Below are 18,890 nucleotides of genomic sequence, written 5' to 3'. Positions count from 1 at the left end.
GGGGGGGTCAGCTCAGTACGAGCTGGCGCAACTTCATGAAACTTTGATCGACCGTCTCGCCCGTCGTATCGAGGACGGTGTCGGCCTTCGCATACAGTGGCTCGCGGGCGTCGAGGATGCGCTTGAGGTCATCCATCGCCTCGTCGTTGCCCGCCATCGGCCGCAGGTCGCCCTGTGCCATGACGCGCGCCATGTGTTCTTCCGGCTGCGCCTTGACCCAGATCGTCAGGCAGTTCGACAGCAGCAGTTCGAAAGTCTCGGGCTGCGACACGACGCCGCCGCCGATCGAGATCACGGCGCGCGGATGCTCGCGGATGACGCGTTCGAGCGTGCGCTTCTCGATGCGGCGATACCCCGACTGGCCGTACAGCGCGAAAATCTCGCGCCCCGGGATGCCGGTTTCCTTCTCGATCTCGCGGTCGAGTTCGACGAACGGCATGCCTTCTTCGCGCGCCAGCCGTCCGCCGAGCGTCGACTTGCCGGCGCCGCGCAGGCCGATCAGCGCGATGCGCTTCCTGCGCACCGCTTCCTCATGGCCGAAGTCGCGCATCAGCCGGAACACCACTTCTTCGAGGCGGTGCTGCGGCAGGCGCTCGAGAAAGCGGCGGATCAGGCGGCGTTCGACGGTGTCTTCGGTCTCCGGTGCGAGCAGGTCGGTCAGCGACACATCCAGCGCCCGGGCGATGTTGTCGAGCAGCACGATCGACACGTTGCCTTCGCCGCCTTCGAGGTGCGCGAGGTGACGTTCGGAGACGCCGGCCTCGCGGGCCACGAGCTTGCGGGTCATGCCGCGCCGGTCCCGGATCTCGCGCACCCGCCGGCCCAGCGTCGGCAGCAGCGTGGAGGTGCCGGCGACGCTGTCGTCACGGTGATCCACTGGGTTCGCATCAGGGTCGGTCTTGAAGCTCATTTTGGTTCCTGTCGTGCAGTTGCCGGTGCTGTTGGGTTGAACAATAGTGCAGGCGTTAAGGAGCGTCAAGAGGTAAAGTGCATTTTGTTTTGTGTGATGATGAAATCGATTGCCGAAACACTATAGCAACAATCAGAAAATAGCGCTGCCTTGACGAGGAAAAGTGCAGTCTGGAATGAGCTATCGAGCAAAATGATGCAGTAAAGTTCTTGACGAAGGATAAGGCGCGTGTATTCTATTTCCACGAGTTGCGCCCGGCGCGCGACCACCCAACCCGTCATCGACCCTTGAGCATCCGGGTGCGATGCACAAACAAGAGGACGAGGAGACAACGTGAAACTGGCTAATTACGTATACGGGCAATGGCTCGAAGGCGCCGGCGACGGCATCGCACTGCAGGATCCGGTCACCGGCGAGGAGCTGGTGCGGGTCTCGTCCGAAGGCATCGATACCGCGCGTGCGCTGGAATTCGCCCGCAGCACCGGCGGACCCGCGTTGCGGGCGCTCGGGTATGAAGATCGTGCGGCGCTGCTCGGCGCGATCATCGAAGTCCTGAGCGCGAAACGTGCAGAATATTTCGACATTGCGCTGCGCAACTCCGGCTCAACGGAAGCGGACGCCGCGTTCGACGTCGATGGCGCGATCTTCACGCTGAAAAGCTACGCGCGTGCCGGCAAGGCGCTCGGCCCGGCGCGTCACCTGAAGGAAGGCGCGCGCGTCGCGCTGGCGAAGACCGACGCATTCCAGGGCCAGCATTTCCTGATGCCGCTCTCCGGCGTCGCGGTGTTCATCAACGCGTTCAACTTCCCGGCGTGGGGCCTGTGGGAAAAAGCCGCCCCGGCGTTGCTCGCCGGCGTGCCGGTGCTCGTCAAGCCGGCGACGCCGACGGCGTGGCTGACGCAGCGCATGGTCGAGGACGTCGTCAAGGCCGGCATCCTGCCCGCGGGCGCGCTGTCGATCGTGTGCGGCTCGGCGCGCGACCTGCTCGACCACGTCGGCGAATGCGACGTGATTTCCTTCACCGGCTCGGCCGACACCGCGGCGCGCATGCGCACGCATCCGAACGTCGTCGCCCGCTCGGTGCGCATCAACATCGAAGCCGACAGCATCAATTCCGCAATCCTCGGGCCCGATGCGCAGCCCGGAACGCCCGAGTTCGATCTCGCGGTGAAGGAGATCGTGCGCGAGATGACGATCAAGACCGGGCAGAAATGCACCGCGATCCGTCGCGTCTTCGCGCCTGCATCGACAAGCCGGCCGCTCGCCGATGCGGTCGCCGCGAAGCTCGCCTCGTACCGCGTCGGCAATCCGAAGAGCGAAGGCGTGCGCGTCGGGCCGCTCGTCAGCCGCGCGCAGCAGGCCGCGGCGCTCGAAGGCCTGGCGAAGCTGCGTGAGGAATGCGAGACGGTGTTCGGCGGCGGCGCGGATTTCACCCCGGTCGATGCCGATCCGGCCGTCTCGGCGTTCGTGCAGCCGACGCTGCTGTACTGCGACAAGGGACTCGACGCCCGCCACGTCCATGACATCGAAGTGTTCGGGCCGGTCGCGACGATCGTGCCGTATGCCGACACGGCAGCGGCGATCGCGCTTGCGCGCCGCGGCCGCGGCTCGCTCGTCGCGTCGGTATATTCGGGCGACGCGGCGTTCCTCGCCGAGCTCGTCCCCGGCATCGCCGACCTGCACGGGCGCGTGATGGTCGTCGATGCGGCGGTCGGCGCGAACCACACCGGCCACGGCAACGTCATGCCGACCTGCCTGCATGGCGGGCCGGGGCGCGCCGGCGGCGGCGAGGAGCTCGGCGGCCTGCGCGCGCTGGCAACGTACCACCGCCGCTGCGTCGTCCAGGGTGGCCCGGCGCTGCTCGAAGCGCTGTCGCGCGACGCGGCCGACGCCGCGCTGCTCGGCAGCTGAAACCAGCTATAAATAATAAGATTTGCACCTCCAATCCCGACAGGAGACCCCGACGATGATGACAGCCGAAAACTTCCGCGCGCTGATCGCGAACGTGACCGCACAGATCCAGGGCCGGCCGCTCGACAAGCCGCTCGACGCATTCCTCAACGAACGCTTTCCGCCCGGCGGTGCGGAGTTCGACGCGATTGCCGCCGCGTGCCGCGACGCCGTCGCCGCCGGCTGGATGTGCGAGCGCGAGCACGGCGGCATCAAGTTCGGCCGTGTCGTCAAGCCGTGCCCGGAGATCCACGGCTTCAGCGTCGACGTCGTCGAGATGTCGGACGTCGTCGGGCCGCAGCACGCGCACCCGAACGGCGAGATCGACATGATCATGCCGCTCGAAGGCGACGCGAAATTCGACGGCCACGGCGCCGGCTGGTTCGTCTATGGCCCGGGCAGCGTGCATCGCCCGACCGTCAGCGGCGGCCGCGCGTACGTGCTGTACCTGCTGCCGCAGGGCGCGATCGAATTCACCCGCGCGGCGGCCTGAACCCGCGCATCCGGTCGACAACCGCAGCGCATTCCCGCCCGCCGGGATCGCTGCCGGCGAGGGCTTCAAACCAGGGAAAGCACCGGCGCCAGGACCGGTAACGGACGACACGACCCGGCACGAGCCGGGCAAACGGAGGAAAGACAGAATGCACATGCTCAGTGCGGCGCAGCCCGGCGCGGGTTCGCCGAAAATCACCCTGCCGCGCGACTACAACGCGGCCGACGACCTGATCGGACGCAACCTTGCTGCCGGGCGCGGCAGCAAGGTCGCGTTCATCGACGACGCCGGCAGCTATACCTATGACGAACTCGCAGCGCGCGTGAACCGCTTCGCCAACACGCTCGGCGCGCTCGGCATCATGCGCGAGCAGCGCATCCTCGTGTGCGTCCATGACACGATCGACTTCCCGACGGTGTTCCTCGGCGCGATCAAGGCCGGCGTCGTGCCGGTCGCGGTCAACACGCTGCTGACGCAGTCCGACTACGAATACATGCTCGGCGACAGCCGCGCGCGCGTCGCCGTCGTGTCCGCGCCGCTCGCCGAGACGTTCGCGCCGCTGCTCGACCGCGTGCCGACACTCGAGCGCCTCGTCATCGCCGGCGTCGATCCTGCACAGCAGCGCGACGACTCGCTCGCCACGCTGATGGACGGCGCTTCCGACCAGTTCCGCAGCGCGCCGACGACCTGCGACGAACCGTGCTTCTGGCTCTACTCGTCCGGCTCGACCGGCGCGCCGAAAGGCACCGTGCATGTGCATTCGAGCCTGATCCAGACTTTCGAGCTGTACGCGAAGCCGATCCTCGGCATCCGCGAGGACGACGTCGTGTTCTCGGCGGCAAAGCTGTTCTTCGCCTACGGGCTCGGCAACGGCCTGACTTTCCCGCTCGCGGCCGGCGCGACCGGAGTGCTGATGGCCGAGCGGCCGACGCCCGAAGCCGCTTTCAGGCGGCTGCGCGAGCACCGTCCGACGATCTTCTACGGCGTGCCGACGCTGTACGCGTCGATGCTCGCGAGCCCGGACTGCCCGGCGAAAGGCGAACTTGCGGTGCGCGTCTGCACGTCGGCCGGCGAAGCGCTGCCGGAAGACATCGGTCGGCGCTGGACGGAACGTTTCGGCGTCGAGATCCTCGACGGCATCGGCTCGACCGAAATGCTGCATATCTTCCTGTCGAACCGTCCGGGCGAAGTGCGCTACGGCACGACCGGCAAGGCCGTGCCGGGCTACGAGCTGCGCCTCATCGACGACGCCGGTTTCGTCATCGACGGCGCGAACGAACCGGGCGAACTGCAGATCGCCGGGCCGACCAGCGCCGCGATGTACTGGAACAACCGCGCGAAGAGCCGCGACACGTTCCAGGGGCCGTGGACGCGGAGCGGCGACAAGTATTCGCGCACCGCCGACGGCTACTACATCTACGCCGGGCGCAACGACGACATGCTCAAGGTGAGCGGCATCTACGTGTCGCCGATCGAAGTCGAATCGTGCCTGATCGAGCACGAGGCGGTACTCGAAGCGGCGGTCGTCGGGCACGAGGACGACGACCAGCTGATCAAGCCGAAAGCCTTCATCGTCCTCAAGCCGGGCGTGCGCGGCACGCCGGCGCTCGCCGAATCGATCAAGCAGCACGTCAAGGCGCAGCTGGCGCCCTACAAGTATCCGCGCTGGATGGAGTTCGTCGACGAGCTGCCGAAAACCGCCACCGGCAAGATCCAGCGCTTCAAGCTGCGCGCGCAGGGCGCGGGGCGTTGATGGCGCGTCGCCCGGGTCGTAAAGGATAATGGGACGACATAGTCCCATTATCCCGATGACAGGAGGAACGATCAGTGAAGCATTCGCAACGACAGTGGCGCGGCCTTGCCGGCGCCGTCGCCGCAGCCAGCATCGCCGGCACGGCATTGCTGCCGGCGCTCGCGCAGGGCGCCGACAAGGTGAAGGTCGGGCTGCTGCTGCCGTACACCGGCACTTACGCGGCGATCGGCAACGCTATCACGAACGGCTTCAAGCAGCATGTGGCCGAGCACGACGGCAAGCTCGGCGGGCGCGAGGTCGAATACTTCATCGCCGATGACAAGTCGGACCCGGCGACGGCGACCGAGAACGCGAGCAAGCTGATCAAGCGAGACGGCGTCGATGTGCTCGTCGGCACGGTGCATTCGGGCGCCGCGCTGGCGATGGCGAAAGTCGCGCGCGACACGAAGACGCTGCTGATCATCCCGACCGCCGGCAGCGATGAGCTGACCGGGTCGCTGTGCGCGCCGACCGTGTTCCGCACTTCGATGTCGACGTGGCAGCCGGCGTACGCGATGGGCAAGCTCGCGGCTGAGCGCGGTCACAAGAACGTCGTCACGGTGTCGTGGAAGTACTCCTTCGGCGATCAGTCGGCCGCCGGCTTCAAGGAAGCGTTCGAGCAGGCCGGCGGCAAGGTCGCGAAGGAGCTCTTCGTGCCGTTCCCGAGCGTTGACTTCCGCCACCTGCTCGACGAGATCGCGAATCTCAAGCCGGATGCGGTGTTCGCGTCCTTCGTCGGCAGCGGCGCGGCGAAGTTCGTCAAGGACTACGACGCGGCCGGGCTGAAGGCGAAGATCCCGCTGTACGGCACGGGCTACCTCACCGAGGGCACGCTCGACGCGATGAACGGCGCCGGCGAAGGCGTGCTGACGACGCTGCACTACGCCGCCGGCCTGCCGAACGCGAAGGACAAGAGCTTCCGTACGGCGTATGCCGCAACGTACAACACACAACCGGACGTCTATGCGGTGCACGGCTATGACACGGCGCAGCTCTTGGGCGCAGGCCTCGAAGCGGTCAAGGGCGGCAAGCTCGACCAGGCGGCGATGATCGCCGCGATGGAGTCGGCGAAGATCGACAGCCCGCGCGGCGCGTTCACGATGTCGAAAGCGCACAACCCGGTGCAGGACGTCTACCTGCGCAAGGTCGAAGGCCGCGAGAACAAGCTCGTCGGCGTCGCGCAGAAAGCGCTCGCCGATCCCGCGCGCGGCTGCTCCATGTAAGAAGCGCGGTCCGTTTTCATCCCCGCCGGTCCGCATGTTCCGGGCGTCCAGCGCGGCCCGGTGCGCAATAACCACCGGTTCAGGAAACATCGGGAGTTCGAAGTGAAACAGGTTCAAGTCGGCGATACGCGCCTCGAGTACGTCCGCCTGCCGTCGGCGCATCCGCGCGAAGGCGCCCCGGCGATCGTGTTCCTGCACGAAGGCCTCGGTTCGGTCGCGATGTGGCGCGACTTCCCGCAGAAAGTCGCGGACGCGACCGGCTGCGAAGCGCTCGTCTATTCGCGCGCGGGCTACGGCCGCTCCGATCCGGCCCGGCTACCGCGCGACACGCGCTACATGCACGACGAAGGCCTGCACGTATTGCCGGCGCTGCTCGCCGCGCTGGGGCTCGAGCGGCCGATCCTGTTCGGCCATTCCGACGGTGCCTCGATCGCGCTGATCTGCGCCGGCGGCACCGCGACGCCGCTGACCGCCGTCATCGTCATGGCGCCGCACGTGATGGTCGAGGACATCTCGGTGTCGAGCATCGAGCAGGCGAAAGTCGCGTGGCAGACGACTGACCTGCGCACGCGCCTGGCCAAGCACCACGCCGATGTCGACGCGGCTTTCCGGGGCTGGAACGACATCTGGCTGCACCCGGATTTTCGCGCGTGGAACATCGAGGAATACGTCCCGCGCATCCTCTGCCCGGTGCTCGCGATCCAGGGCGAAGACGACGAATACGGCACGATGGCGCAGATCGAGCGCATCGCCGCGCAGGCGCCCGACGTCGAACTCGTCAAGCTCGCCGACTGCCGCCATTCGCCGCACAAGGACCAGCCGGCCGCCGTTATCGACGCCGTCGGCGAATTCGTTTCCCGCATCCTCGAGGACTGAACATGGAATTTGTATGCAAGAAATCCATCCGCTTCCACCACTGCGACCCGGCCGGAATCGTCTTCTACCCGCAGTGCCTGGTGCTGTGCAACGAAGTCATCGAGGACTGGTTCGATGAAGGCATCGGCATCGACTTCTACAAGCTCCACGCCGACATCCGGCGCGGCGTGCCGATGCGCCACCTCGAAGTCGATTTCATCGCACCGAGCATGCACGGCGACGACCTGACGTTCACGCTGGCGGTGAACCGCATCGGCAACACGTCGATGGACATCACGACGACCGCCGCGATGGGCGACGAAGTGCGCTTTCGCGCGAAGCAGACCGTCGTCTGGGCCGACCTCGGCGGTGCGCCGCGCGCGACGCCGATCGAGGGTGAATGGCGCGAGCGCTTCAGCCGCTTCCTCGCGTCGTCCTGAGCCCGAACGCAAGCCAGACAAAACAGCAACACCACAAACAGACCCGCCCCCGACCCCTACCCACAGAGACAAGGACCGACATCATGGCCACGTATCAATGCACCGCGTGCTATTTCCCGTACAACGAAGCCGACGGCCTGCCCGACGAAGGCATCCCCGCCGGCACGAAGTGGGAAGACGTGCCCGCCGACTGGGTGTGCCCGGACTGCGGCACGCCGAAGGACAACTTTACCGTCGTCGAGGATTGAAAGCCCGGGACGGTTTCACACGGATGAAGGATCGGATGAGGCGCAATCGTGAGCACGAGCATGATCGATGAAAAGCAGCGCAGCGCGGGCGCACGCCCGGGCAAGGGATCCCGCGAAAGTTCGGCGGACCGGGCGCGACGGCGCGAGCCGTTGCCGCCGTCTGCGCGGCTCGCCGCGTCGGCCGCGCTCGCCGGCGAGACGCCGCGCGCCGACCGCCTGATCGAATACCTGCATCGCCTGCAGGACGAGCATGGCGCGCTGTTCGCCGACCATCTCGCCGCGCTCGCCGAGGCGCTGCAGCTCGCACGCGCCGAAGTCTATGAAGTCGCGAGCTTCTATCACCATTTCGACATCGTCCGCGCCGGCGAAGCCGCGCCGCCGGCGCTGACGGTGCGCGTGTGCGAGTCGCTCGGCTGTGCGATGGCGGGGGGCGTCGAACTTGCCGCGTCGCTCGCGACCCGGCTCGGCGCCGACGTGCGCGTGCAGCGTGTGCCCTGTGTCGGGCGCTGCGACTCGGCGCCGGTCGCGGTCGTCGGGCAGAAGCCAGTGCTGCACGCCGATGCCGACAGCGTCGCCGCGGCGGTTGCGAGCGGCGAGCGCGACGAGCCGCTGCCCGACGCGATCCGTTTCGACGCCTACCGCGCGGCCGGCGGCTACCGGCTGTGGCAGGCCGTGCGCAGCGGTGAAATCGCAGGTGATACGGTGATCGCCGCACTCGACGCCGCCGGCCTGCGCGGCCTCGGCGGCGCGGGCTTCCCGGCCGCGCGCAAGTGGCGCACGGTGGCTGCGCAGCCCGCGCCGCGGCTCATGGCGGTGAATATCGACGAAGGCGAGCCGGGCACGTTCAAGGACCGCCATTACCTCGAGACCGATCCGCACCGCTTCATCGAAGGCATGCTGATCGCCACGCACGTCGTCGGCATCGACGGCATCTGGATCTACATCCGCGACGAATACCCGGCGCTGCGCCGGTTGCTCGCCGGGGAGCTCGACCGCGTGCGCGCCGCGTGGCCCGATCTGTCGCCGATCGAGCTGCGCCGCGGCGCCGGCGCGTATGTCTGCGGCGAAGAGTCGGCGATGATCGAGTCGATCGAAGGCAAGCGCGGCATGCCGCGGCTGCGCCCGCCGTACGTTGCCGAAGTGGGCCTGTTCGGTCGCCCGACGCTCGAACACAACCTCGAGACCCTGTGGTGGGTGCGCGATATCGTCGCACCCGCGCTTGCGGGCGGACCCGACCCGTTCGCGAGCCGTGGCCGCAACGGTCGCCAGGGGCTGCGCAGCTTCTCCGTCAGCGGCCGCGTTTTGAGGCCCGGCGTCGTCGTCACCGACGCCGGCATCACGCTGCGCGAACTCGTCGATGAACACTGCGGCGGCATGCTGCCGGGCCACGAGCTGTACGGCTATTTCCCCGGCGGCGCGTCCGGCGGCATGCTGCCGGCGCGCCTCGCCGACGTGCCGCTCGACTTCGACACCCTTGGCGCTTACGGCTGCTTCATCGGCTCGGCGGCGATCGTCGTGTTCTCGCAGTTCGATCGCGCGCGCGTGCTCGCCGAAAACGCGATGGAATTCTTCGCCCACGAATCCTGCGGCCAATGCACGCCGTGCCGCGTCGGCACCGCGAAAGCGGCCGAACTGATGAAACAGCCGACGTGGGACGCCGCGCTGCTGACCGAACTCGGAACATTGATGATGGACGCTTCGATCTGCGGCCTCGGCCAGGCTGCGCCGAACCCGATGCAATCCGTGCTGCGCTTTTTCCCGCACGAAGTCGGCGTCGCCGGCGAGAACGAGGAGGGCGCGGCATGAACGCTCCGACGAACCCGGTCCGCTTCGAACTCGACGGCCGCGAGATCGATGCGCAACCCGGCGAGACGATCCTGCTCGCGGCGCGCCGTGCCGGCGTCGATATCCCGCACCTGTGCTACACGGACGGCATGCGGGCTGATGGCAACTGCCGCGCGTGCGTCGTCGAGATCGACGGCGAGCGCGTGCTCGCGCCGTCCTGTTGCCGCGCACCGAAACCCGGCATGAAGGTGAAAGCGACGAGCGACCGCGCCCGCGCGTCGCAGCGCCTGGTGCTCGAACTGCTGCGCGCCGACGTGCCCGCCGCCGCCGAGAAGCCCGACTCCGAGCTCGCGCACTGGTGCGACGAACTGGGCGTCGTCGGCTCGCGCTTCGCGCCGCGCGCGCAGCCGCTGCCCGATCGCAGCCACCCCGGCATCGCGGTCGACCTCGCCGCATGCATCCAGTGCACGCGTTGCGTGCGCGCGTGTCGCGAAGTGCAGGTCAATGACGTCATCGGGCTGGCCCGGCGCGGCGCGGACACCGCGATCGTGTTCGACTTCGACGATCCGATGGGCACGTCCTCGTGCGTGGGCTGCGGCGAATGCGTGCAGGCCTGCCCGACCGGCGCGCTGCTGCCGGCGGCACTCGCGGATTTTCCGGGGCAGACTGCCGGCGAACCCGTCGCGGTGCACGGTGCCTTCGCCGAGAAGCCGGCGCCGGTCCCCGCACCCGTCGAGCCGGCAGCGCCGGTTGCCGAGCCGGCGATGCGTGCGATCGATTCCCTGTGCCCGTACTGCGGCGTCGGCTGCCAGATGACCTACCACGTCGCCGGCGACGGCCCGGCCGCGAAGATCGTCCACGTCGAAGGCCGCGATGGCCCCGCGAATGCCGGGCGGCTGTGCGTGAAAGGACGCTACGGCTTCGGCTACCCGCGCCACGCGCACCGCCTGACCACGCCGCTGATCCGCCGGCCCGGCATCCCGAAATCGGTCGATCTCGACCCGGCGGCGCCGCTCGCCGCGTTCCGCGAAGCGACGTGGGACGAGGCCCTCGACTTTGCCGCGGCCGGCCTCGCGCGCATAAAAGCCGCGTACGGCCCGCACGCGCTCGCCGGCTTCGGCTCGGCGAAAGGCAGCAACGAGGAAGCGTATCTGTTCCAGAAGCTCGTGCGCACCGGCTTCGGCACGCACAATGTCGACCACTGCACGCGGCTGTGCCACGCATCCTCGGTCGCGGCGCTGCTCGAAGGCATCGGCTCGGGCGCGGTGTCGAACCCGGTGCGCGACGTCGAATTCGCCGACGTGATCGTCGTCATCGGCGCGAACCCGGCGTCGAATCACCCGGTCGCGGCGTCGTTCATGAAGAACGCTGTCGAGCGGGGTGCGAAGCTCGTCCTGATGGACCCGCGCGAAACCCCGCTCGCGCGCCATGCGTACCGTTACCTGCAGTTCCGCCCCGATGCCGACGTGACGCTGCTGTTGTCGCTCGCGTGCGTGATCATCGAGGAAGGGCTCACCGACGAGGCCTTCATCGCGGCGCGCACGACCGGCTTCGACGCGTTCCGCGCTGCGGCGCTCGCCTACCCGCCCGAGCGGGTCGAGGCGATCACCGGCATCGCCGCCGAGACCGTGCGCGAAGTCGCCCGCCTCTACGCGCGCGGCCCGAACAGCATGATCTTCTGGGGCATGGGCATTTCGCAGCATATCCACGGCACCGACAACTCGCGCTGCCTGATCGCGCTCGCGCTGATGACCGGCCAGATCGGCCGCCGCGGCACGGGACTCCATCCGCTGCGCGGCCAGAACAACGTGCAGGGCGCCTCCGACGCCGGCCTGATCCCGATGATGTTCCCGGACTACCAGCGCGTCGCCGATCCGGCGATCCGCGCGCAGTTCGAGGCGCTGTGGGAGACGCCCTTGTCCGACGTGCCGGGCCTCACCGTCGTCGAGATCATGGACGCCGCGCTCGCGGGCGATATCCGCGGCATGTATATCGAAGGCGAGAACCCGGCGATGTCCGACCCCGACCTCGCGCATGCGCGCGCCGCGCTCGCCGGGCTCGAGCACCTCGTCGTGCAGGATCTGTTCCTCACCGAGACGGCGATGCTCGCCGACGTGATCCTGCCGGCCTCGAGCCTGATGGAGAAGACCGGCAGCTTCACGAACACCGACCGCCTCGTGCAGTTGTCGCGCCCGGTGCTGCCGCTGCCCGGCGACGCGCGCCCCGACTGGTGGATCATCCAGCAGATCGCGCAGCGCCTCGGCCTCGCGTGGAACTACGCCGGTCCGGCGGAGATTTTCGACGAACTGCGCCGGGCGCTGCCGAGCTACGCCGGCATCACGTGGGCGGCGCTCGAAACCGAAGAGGCCGTCGTCGCGCCGAAGTTCGCCGTGGACGAGCCGTCGCAGCCGGTGCTGTTCGAGGCCGATTTCCCGACTTCGAACGGCCGCGCGCGCTTTGTCGCGGTCGGGCCGCTACCGGCGGCCGAACTGCCCGACGCCGATTACCCGATGGTGCTGACGACCGGGCGCGTGCTCGAACACTGGCACACCGGCTCGATGACGCGCCGCGCCGACGTCCTCGACGCGCTCGAACCGCTGCCGTGGTGCTCGGTGCATCCGGACGACCTCGCCGCGCAGGCGCTTGCGTCCGGCGCAAGTGTCCGCCTCGAGACGCGGCGCGGCGCGATCGTGCTCGAGGCGCGCGCCGACGAAGCGGTGCAGCGCGGCTCGGTGTTCATGCCGTTCTGCTACGTCGAAGCGGCGGCGAACCTGCTGACGCAGCCGGCGCTCGACCCGTTCGGCAAGATCCCGGAGTTCAAGTACTGCGCGGTCAAGTTGAGCGCCGAAAGCCGGGCGCAAGCGTGATGCATGAGGATGGCCGCGGCGTGGCAGCGGCTATCCTCCGGTATTTCGTGCGATCATGCGCGCTCCCGTCCGCAGCCGAAGCATTTCCGTCCCCGCAATGACTACCGAAACCCGTTCCGAAGCGCAGCTCGACGAGCAAGCCCCTGAAGTCGAAGCGCAGACCGCCGAAGCGACCGCAGCCGAAGCGACCGCCGAACCGCAGCCCGGCGCGAAGCGCCCGCACCTCGACGCACGCGGCCTGCTGCTGAAGCTGCAGGAAGCGTCGCCGACTTTCCGCGACGTCAAGCCGCTCGCGCTGCGCATCGACAAGGCCATCGCCGCCCGCTTCCCCGATCTCGACCGCAAGGTGATCCGCAGCGCGATGCGCCTGCACACCGCCTCGACGCGCTACCTGAAAGTCATGGAGAAGGCGACGGCGCGCTTCGACCTCGACGGCAAGCCGGAAGGCGAAGTCACCGAAGAGCAGCGCGTGCACGCGAAGCAGACGCTGAAGGAGCGCTTCGCCGAATCCGCCAAGCGCAAGAAGGACGCGCTCGAAGCCGAAAAGGCGAAGCGCGAAGCCGAGGAAGCCGAACGCCGCAAGGCCGAGAAGCTGCAGCAGCTGCTGGGGAAGTTCGCGAAGGGCTGAAGCGGGGCGCGTCGCTTTCGGCTACGCCGGGCGCGCGACCTAGCTGCCAATCTCGCAGGTAGGGCGCGGTGCGTCCCTAGAGCGTGTTATGAACTTGCTTCCAGTGCCAGCCAGGACGCGGCCTTGGGCAGCATGAGGATGCAGAAGACGACGAAATGCAATCCGGCCAGCACTTGCGGCATCCGCTCGAAATCCCGACTCAGTCGTCTGAATCGGGACAGCCACCCGAAACTGCGCTCGACGATCCAGCGCCGGGGCAGCAATACAAATCCCTTCTTCGCCTCGGGAAGTTTGACGATTTGAAGATCGATACCCGCCGCCTTGGCCGCTTTCCGAGCTTCGTCGCCCGTGTAGCCTTGGTCGGCCCACGCCACTTTGACCGTTTCGCCCGTGGCTTGCTGCACCGCCTCGCACAGGTCCTTGACCTGCGCGCGCTCCTGTTCATCGGCCGGCGTGACGGTCAGCGCAATGAGTTGCCCCAGCGTATCCACGGCCATATGTACTTTGCTGCCCCGACGCCGCTTGTAGCCGTCGTAGCCGGCACGCGGCCCGCTTTCGCAGCTGCTTTGCAGCGTTCGCCCATCGAGAATCACGGCACTGGGCTGGGCCTTGCGACCGTCGCCGACTCGGATGATCGAACGCATGTCGCTCACCATCGCCTCGAAACAGCCCGCATCGTTCCAGCGGCGAAACTGCTGATACACCACCTGCCAGGGCGGAAAATCATTCGGCAAAAGTCGCCACGGCGCGCCGGCCCGAGCCAGCCAGCGCAACGCGTTGAACACTTCGCGCAAGGGGTAGCTGCGCTGCGGCGCCTGCTCGGTCATCAGCGTCAGATACGGCGCCACGAAATGCCACTCCTCTTCACTGACATCGCTCGGGTAGGGTTTTCTGCTCACAGTGATCAAAAAACATCAACTATATCAGCTGCATAAGTTCATAACACGCTCTAATAAGGCTGATCCGTGCCCGCGCGGCAGCGCCCAGAGCAGCGGTGGCCTTCTTCGCCGCGTGGAGCGTGCTGTCCAACATCTTCTGCACGCTGCTGATCCTCACCGTCCGGCCGTTTCGCCTCTTCGATCAGATCGAGGTGCTGGAAAATGGCGAAAAACCCGGACTCAAAGGCCGCGTGATCGATATCAACCTGATCTACACGACGTTGCAGGAAATCCCCGTCGAACAGACCGAAACGGTCCTGCGAGTGCCGAACAGCCTTTTCTTCCAACGCACGATCCGCTGCTGGGGGCGGACAGGGGAAGGGGGATGAGCCGGTTTCGTGCGCGGTGCCCGGCGTGTCGGTGCAGCGGCGCGGCCAGTTCGATGAACTGCTGCAGATTGCGCCTTGGCCAAGCCGGGACGGTCGGCTCGTGTGCCACTCATCTCTGAATACCACAGCGCCAAGGATCCTCGTTCCCGGTTGTCTAATATCCCCACTCCTCATGCCGCACCGGCAGCTGGTTCAGCTGCTTGCGCAGGTGCTCCCATTGCGGCAGGAAGAGTGCCATCAACGCCGTGAAACGGGCGTTGTGAGTCGGCTCCAGCAGGTGCGTCATCTCGTGCACCAGGATGTATTCGAGGCACTGCGCTGGTTTCCTGGCGAGGTCGGTATTGAGGCGGATCGCGCACGACGCCGGGTTGCAGCTTCCCCACTTGGTCTTCATGCGCTGCACGAATACGCGCCCGACCTTTACGCCCATCACGGGTTCCCACTTGGCAATCAGCTCGGGCACGGCAGCGCGGATCTGCTCGCGATACCAAGCCTCCAGAATCGCCTGGCAGTGCGCCTCGTCCGTGCCGGGGCGCACCTGCATCACCAGCTTCGCGTGCTCGAGTTCGATGGCGGGCGCAGCGTCCTTCTCGACGCGCTTGAGCAGGTAGCGCCTGCCCCAGACGTAGTGGCTTTCGCGATCGAGGTATTCGCGCGGTGCTTCGCGCTCCTGCGCCTGCATCTTGCGCTGCTGGCTCCTGATCCAGGCGAGCTTCGAGATTACGAAGACACGGATCGTGTCCGGGTTCATCTGCCGGGGTGCGGCAATGCGCACCTTGCCCTGCGGTGGCAGCACGCTCAGGTGCAGGTTCTTGATGTCCTTCCTGATCACTTCGATCTGCATGTCGCCCAGATCGATTCGCGCCACCATCAGTACTCCTTCTGCGCAAAGATGATCGGGTAGAGGCGATTCACGGCGTCGATGTCCTTGAGCACTTCGTAGAGGGCCTGCTTCACCATCTGCTCCTTAGCCATCACGCCGCGCCAGCCGTCCGGACGCTTCTGCTTCACCGCCTGGTCGAGCTTGAGCGCGAGATCGAGCGCGGCATCCTTATCGACGTAGGGCGCATCGGGCTCTGCCGCCTTTTTCGGCGACGTGTAATCGGTCAGGTTGTTGTAGAGCGCCAGCCGCCCCGGCGTATCGAGCTGCGCAGGGGTACCCGGCCCCTTGCCGGCCTGCACCTTGGCGGCCAGTTCGGCGATGCGCTTCAGGTATTCCTCGTACTCGATGGCCTTTTCCTTGCGCAGCTTGATGATCTCGTCGAGCAGCGCGGACATCTTCTCGTAGTACGCGGGGTCGGTCAGGTGCTCCTTGATGACCTTGCTGCGGACATTGTTCTCGATGCTCTCCGCAATCGCGTCCTTGTTGCCTTTCAGCCCGCCGAACTGGCTGGCGATGGCGCTCGCGATGCCCGTGTTCACGATCAGGTCGAGCAGGCCCAGGTTGTCGAAAGGCGAAATCTTGCGCGGCGCCGAGGCCTCGATGTAGGTGTCGATCAGGTGGCGCATGTCGGCCTCGAAGGGCTTGAGGTCGAGCGTTTCCCCGGCGGCCTTGCGCACGATCTCGCGCAGGTCGAGATAGTGCTTTTGCATGCGCTTGATGCGTTCGATGTCGGCCGCACCATAGCCGGCCGGCTCAAGTTCGTCGGCGATGTTCGCATAGGCGCGGATCAGCGCCACCACGCCCTTGTAGAGCGCCGCACGGTGCGGCCCGCGCGCGGCCAGATCGGAGGGAATCTCGGTGTTGCCGCAGAAGTAGTGGATGTGCTCCAGCTCGGTCCTGGGCGGCTCGACCGGCTCGCACAGCAGCGCCAGGGCCTCGATCGCCGCATCCAGCCGCTCGCGGCCCAGCTTCAGGCGATCCTTCACCATCACCTCGGGGTCGGCGCCGCCTGCACTGTGGTCCAGCTCGGACGTGTAGACCGCAATCGCGTTCTCGACCTTGTTGAACAGATCCTTGTAATCGACGATGTAGCCGAAGTCCTTGTCCTCGCCGTCGAGACGGTTGGTGCGGCAGATGGCCTGGAACAGCCCGTGGTCCTGCATCGACTTGTCGATGTAGAGATAGGTGCACGGCGGCGCGTCGAAGCCGGTCAGCAGCTTGTCCACCACGATCAGGAGCTTCATGTTGGCCGGCTCCTTGATGAACAGCGCCTTGACCTTCTCTTCGTAGGTCTCGGTCCTGGTCATGCCGGAACTGGCCTCGACGTCCTTCAGCAGCTCGGTGTAGGTGTTGTAGATGAACTGCTTGTCGGTCTCGGTGTTGGCGCCGATTTCCTCCAGCGTCACATCCTTCGCCTGCGGGTTGTACGAGGTCACCACCGCGCAGCGCCCCTTGAACGGCGTCTTCCGGAACAGCGCGAAGTACTTGCATGCCTCGTAGATGCTGGAGGCCACCAGGATCGCGTTGCCGCGCTCGCTCGACAGGCGCGGCTTGACGGCGAAGTCGAAGATGACGTCGGCCACCACGCGGTCCATGCGCGCCTTCGAGCTGAGCACGTTCTGCATCGTGCCCCACTGCTTCTTCAGCTCGTCCTTCTGCCAGTCGTTCAGCCCCTTGGTCTTGGTCTCGAACCATTGGTCGATCTGCTCGCTGGCGCCCAGCTTCTGGTCGATGTCGCGGGCCTCGTACACCAGGTCCAGCACCACGCCATCCTCCACCGCCTCGCTGAATTTGTAGGTGTGGATGTAGCCGCCGAACACTTCCAGGCTCGTCGCCTTGTCCTGCTTCAACAGCGGCGTGCCGGTGAAACCGATGAATGCGGCATCGGGCATCATCGCCTTCATCACCCGATTCAGCCTGCCGCTCTGGGTGCGGTGGCATTCATCCACGAACACGAACACCTCGCCCACCGTCGGGCTGGGCTGCGCCTCGAGCTCCTTGATGAAGGCGTCGAACTCGCGATCCTTCCTGCCGCGCGCATCCGGCCCGAACTTGTGCACCAGCGAGCACAGCAGCCGCGGCCTGGCCTGCCCGAGCTGGCGCATCAGGTCGCGTCCGCTGCTGCTGCGGCAGATGGTCTCGCCGGCCTCGGTGAACACGCGCTCGATCTGCTTGTCCAGCTCGTCGCGGTCGGTGATGATCGCCACGCGCGCATGGGGGTTGGTCTCGAGAATCCACTTCGCCAGCAGCACCATCAGGATGCTCTTGCCCGCGCCCTGGGTGTGCCAGATGATGCCGCCTTTCTTCTGCCGCACATGTTGCTGCGCGGCCTTGATGCCGAAGTACTGATGCACGCGCGGCAGCTTCTTCACGCCGCCGTCGAACAGCACGAAATCGTGCAGCAGCTCGATCAGCCGCTGCTTCTCGCACATCTTCAGCAGGTACTTGTCGAGCTTGAAGCGGCTGTTGTCGGCCTCGTCTTCTTTCCACTTCAGGAAGTACTTTTCCTCGGTCTTGATGGTGCCGTACTGCAAGCCCTCGGAATCGTTGCCGGCGAAGATGCACTGCACCGTGCTGAAAAACCACGCGTTGAATTCGGGCAGCTGGTTGGAGAGGCTCTGGCGGATGCCGTCGCCGATGCTGACCCGGCTGCTCTTCAGCTCGAGCACGCCGATCGCAATGCCGTTCAGATAGAGCACGACATCCGGCCGGCGTTCATGGCCGCCTTTCAGCGTCACCTCTTCGGCCAGCGCGAAGTCGTTGTTCTGCGGTTCGCGCCAGTCGATCAGGTGCACCGTCTCGGTCGGCTTGCCGGCTTCGGTCTTCACTGGCACGCCGTAGCGCAGCAGGCCATACACCGCCTGGTTGTTGCCGTAGAGCGTGCGGCCGTGGTTGTCGGCCTCGCGGCGCAAGATGTCGAGCGCCCGGCTGATCTGGGCCTGCGCGTAGCCCGCGCCGCTCAGCCAGGCCGTCAGCAAGCCTTCCTCGATGTTGCTGTTGCCCGCCCGGTCGCTCCAGTCGCCCAGGTAGCGATACTGCAACTCGTCGCGGAACAGGGCGGTGACGCGGTTCTGCGTCGCCCGCTCGGGCTGGCCGATGCCGCTCATTTCAGTACCTCCCAGTGGCCGCCCTTGGCCGAGCCGATGCGGCGCAAGCACCCAAGTGCCTTCAGCTTGGCCAGGTTGTCTTCCACCTTGCGGGCGGAGATGCCGATCCGCTCGGCCAATTCCCGCGCCGACAGGCGATTGTCTTGGTTCAGCAGCGTCAGGATATGGCGCTGGTTATCGGTCAGTCTTTCACCGGCGTTTTCACCCGCGCTTTTACCAGCGTTTTCTCCGACCTTATCTCCGACCTTATCTCCGCCCATGGCTGCAGCGAGATGTGCCGGATTGGCCCTGAATGTCAGCATCAAACCGGACATGCTGAAGTCGTAGATCGGCGCCTCGATCCCGTGCTCGCGGCACTCGCGGGAGATCTTCTCGATGCCGCGGCCCCACGATTCGATATAGCTGGCCCGGAAGAACGCATTGGCCCTGATATCGCTCATTC

Annotated in this window: 16 protein-coding genes; 11 read left to right on the top strand and 5 right to left on the bottom strand. The window is 66.6% G+C overall.

Going from position 1 to position 18,890, the window contains the following annotated elements; translation table 11 throughout:
* Positions 1-7 precede the first annotated feature (7 nt).
* Positions 8-910 (bottom strand): helix-turn-helix transcriptional regulator, encoded by a 903-nt coding sequence (locus tag GO606_RS11200; protein WP_169117317.1) that lies wholly within the window; start codon positions 908-910, stop codon positions 8-10.
* Between the two features lie 333 nt (positions 911-1,243).
* Between GO606_RS11200 and GO606_RS11195 the strand changes: the two genes are divergently transcribed.
* The 10 genes from GO606_RS11195 to GO606_RS11150 all read left to right on the top strand — a co-directional run bounded on the left by GO606_RS11195 (position 1,244) and on the right by GO606_RS11150 (position 13,191).
* On the top strand, positions 1,244-2,821 hold the full coding sequence (locus GO606_RS11195; protein WP_169117318.1) for a 3,4-dehydroadipyl-CoA semialdehyde dehydrogenase: 1,578 nt from the start codon (positions 1,244-1,246) through the stop codon (positions 2,819-2,821).
* A gap of 58 nt (positions 2,822-2,879) precedes the next feature.
* Positions 2,880-3,353, top strand: coding sequence for a 4-hydroxylaminobenzoate lyase (locus GO606_RS11190; RefSeq protein WP_169117350.1), 474 nt, complete (start codon positions 2,880-2,882; stop codon positions 3,351-3,353).
* 148 nt (positions 3,354-3,501) lie between these two features.
* Positions 3,502-5,106 carry a benzoate-CoA ligase family protein gene (locus GO606_RS11185; RefSeq protein WP_169117319.1) on the top strand — a complete coding sequence of 535 codons (1,605 nt, stop codon included), beginning with the start codon at positions 3,502-3,504 and terminating at the stop codon, positions 5,104-5,106.
* 74 nt (positions 5,107-5,180) lie between these two features.
* Positions 5,181-6,368 (top strand): ABC transporter substrate-binding protein, encoded by a 1,188-nt coding sequence (locus GO606_RS11180; protein WP_169117320.1) that lies wholly within the window; start codon positions 5,181-5,183, stop codon positions 6,366-6,368.
* A 102-nt stretch (positions 6,369-6,470) separates the two neighbouring features.
* Positions 6,471-7,244, top strand: a complete 774-nt coding sequence (locus GO606_RS11175) for an alpha/beta fold hydrolase (RefSeq protein WP_169117321.1) — start codon at positions 6,471-6,473, stop codon at positions 7,242-7,244.
* A gap of 2 nt (positions 7,245-7,246) precedes the next feature.
* Positions 7,247-7,663: a benzoyl-CoA thioesterase gene (locus GO606_RS11170; protein WP_169117322.1), complete on the top strand. Its 417-nt coding sequence runs from the start codon at positions 7,247-7,249 to the stop codon at positions 7,661-7,663.
* Positions 7,664-7,746: 83 nt separating this feature from the next.
* Complete coding sequence (locus GO606_RS11165; protein WP_169117323.1) at positions 7,747-7,911, top strand: rubredoxin; 165 nt, start codon at positions 7,747-7,749, stop codon at positions 7,909-7,911.
* Positions 7,912-7,959: 48 nt separating this feature from the next.
* A complete protein-coding gene (locus tag GO606_RS11160) occupies positions 7,960-9,717 on the top strand; it encodes an NADH-ubiquinone oxidoreductase-F iron-sulfur binding region domain-containing protein (protein WP_169117324.1) in 1,758 nt (585 codons plus the stop codon).
* Complete coding sequence (gene fdhF / locus GO606_RS11155; protein ID WP_169117325.1) at positions 9,714-12,563, top strand: formate dehydrogenase subunit alpha; 2,850 nt, start codon at positions 9,714-9,716, stop codon at positions 12,561-12,563. Before GO606_RS11160 ends, fdhF begins: the two co-directional genes overlap by 4 nt.
* Positions 12,564-12,660: 97 nt before the next feature.
* Positions 12,661-13,191: a ProQ/FINO family protein gene (locus GO606_RS11150; protein ID WP_169117326.1), complete on the top strand. Its 531-nt coding sequence runs from the start codon at positions 12,661-12,663 to the stop codon at positions 13,189-13,191.
* A gap of 86 nt (positions 13,192-13,277) precedes the next feature.
* Here the strand turns inward: GO606_RS11150 and GO606_RS11145 are convergent, their stop codons facing one another.
* On the bottom strand, positions 13,278-14,090 hold the full coding sequence (locus GO606_RS11145) for an IS5-like element ISAzo23 family transposase (protein ID WP_169117351.1): 813 nt from the start codon (positions 14,088-14,090) through the stop codon (positions 13,278-13,280).
* A 95-nt stretch (positions 14,091-14,185) separates the two neighbouring features.
* Between GO606_RS11145 and GO606_RS11140 the strand changes: the two genes are divergently transcribed.
* On the top strand, positions 14,186-14,458 hold the full coding sequence (locus GO606_RS11140) for a mechanosensitive ion channel family protein (RefSeq protein ID WP_246979497.1): 273 nt from the start codon (positions 14,186-14,188) through the stop codon (positions 14,456-14,458).
* 154 nt (positions 14,459-14,612) lie between these two features.
* Here the strand turns inward: GO606_RS11140 and GO606_RS11135 are convergent, their stop codons facing one another.
* Genes GO606_RS11135 through GO606_RS11125 form a run of 3 tightly spaced genes read right to left on the bottom strand, consistent with a single transcriptional unit; the run spans position 14,613 to position 18,888 of the window.
* Complete coding sequence (locus GO606_RS11135) at positions 14,613-15,329, bottom strand: M48 family metallopeptidase (protein WP_169117327.1); 717 nt, start codon at positions 15,327-15,329, stop codon at positions 14,613-14,615.
* Positions 15,329-18,448, bottom strand: coding sequence for a type I restriction endonuclease subunit R (locus tag GO606_RS11130; protein WP_169117328.1), 3,120 nt, complete (start codon positions 18,446-18,448; stop codon positions 15,329-15,331). Before GO606_RS11130 ends, GO606_RS11135 begins: the two co-directional genes overlap by 1 nt.
* Complete coding sequence (locus GO606_RS11125; RefSeq protein ID WP_169117329.1) at positions 18,445-18,888, bottom strand: winged helix-turn-helix transcriptional regulator; 444 nt, start codon at positions 18,886-18,888, stop codon at positions 18,445-18,447. Before GO606_RS11125 ends, GO606_RS11130 begins: the two co-directional genes overlap by 4 nt.
* Positions 18,889-18,890: the final 2 nt, after the last annotated feature.

This window comes from Aromatoleum anaerobium (genome assembly GCF_012910705.2).
GTDB classification, from domain to species: Bacteria; Pseudomonadota; Gammaproteobacteria; order Burkholderiales; family Rhodocyclaceae; genus Aromatoleum; species Aromatoleum anaerobium.
Note: the sequence above shows the minus strand (reverse complement) of the source record. Positions and strands in the feature narration are given on the sequence as shown.

Excerpts from the sequence above, each read along its gene's own strand:
- GO606_RS11190 (WP_169117350.1), top strand. The coding sequence starts at position 2,880 with ATGACAGCCGAAAACTTCCGCGCGCTGATCGCGAACGTGACCGCACAG.
- fdhF (WP_169117325.1), top strand. The coding sequence starts at position 9,714 with ATGAACGCTCCGACGAACCCGGTCCGCTTCGAACTCGACGGCCGCGAG.
- GO606_RS11125 (WP_169117329.1), bottom strand. The coding sequence starts at position 18,888 with ATGAGCGATATCAGGGCCAATGCGTTCTTCCGGGCCAGCTATATCGAA.
- GO606_RS11130 (WP_169117328.1), bottom strand. The coding sequence starts at position 18,448 with ATGAGCGGCATCGGCCAGCCCGAGCGGGCGACGCAGAACCGCGTCACC.
- GO606_RS11135 (WP_169117327.1), bottom strand. The coding sequence starts at position 15,329 with ATGGTGGCGCGAATCGATCTGGGCGACATGCAGATCGAAGTGATCAGG.
- GO606_RS11150 (WP_169117326.1), top strand. The coding sequence starts at position 12,661 with ATGACTACCGAAACCCGTTCCGAAGCGCAGCTCGACGAGCAAGCCCCT.
- GO606_RS11200 (WP_169117317.1), bottom strand. The coding sequence starts at position 910 with ATGAGCTTCAAGACCGACCCTGATGCGAACCCAGTGGATCACCGTGAC.
- GO606_RS11165 (WP_169117323.1), top strand. The coding sequence starts at position 7,747 with ATGGCCACGTATCAATGCACCGCGTGCTATTTCCCGTACAACGAAGCC.
- GO606_RS11185 (WP_169117319.1), top strand. The coding sequence starts at position 3,502 with ATGCACATGCTCAGTGCGGCGCAGCCCGGCGCGGGTTCGCCGAAAATC.
- GO606_RS11170 (WP_169117322.1), top strand. The coding sequence starts at position 7,247 with ATGGAATTTGTATGCAAGAAATCCATCCGCTTCCACCACTGCGACCCG.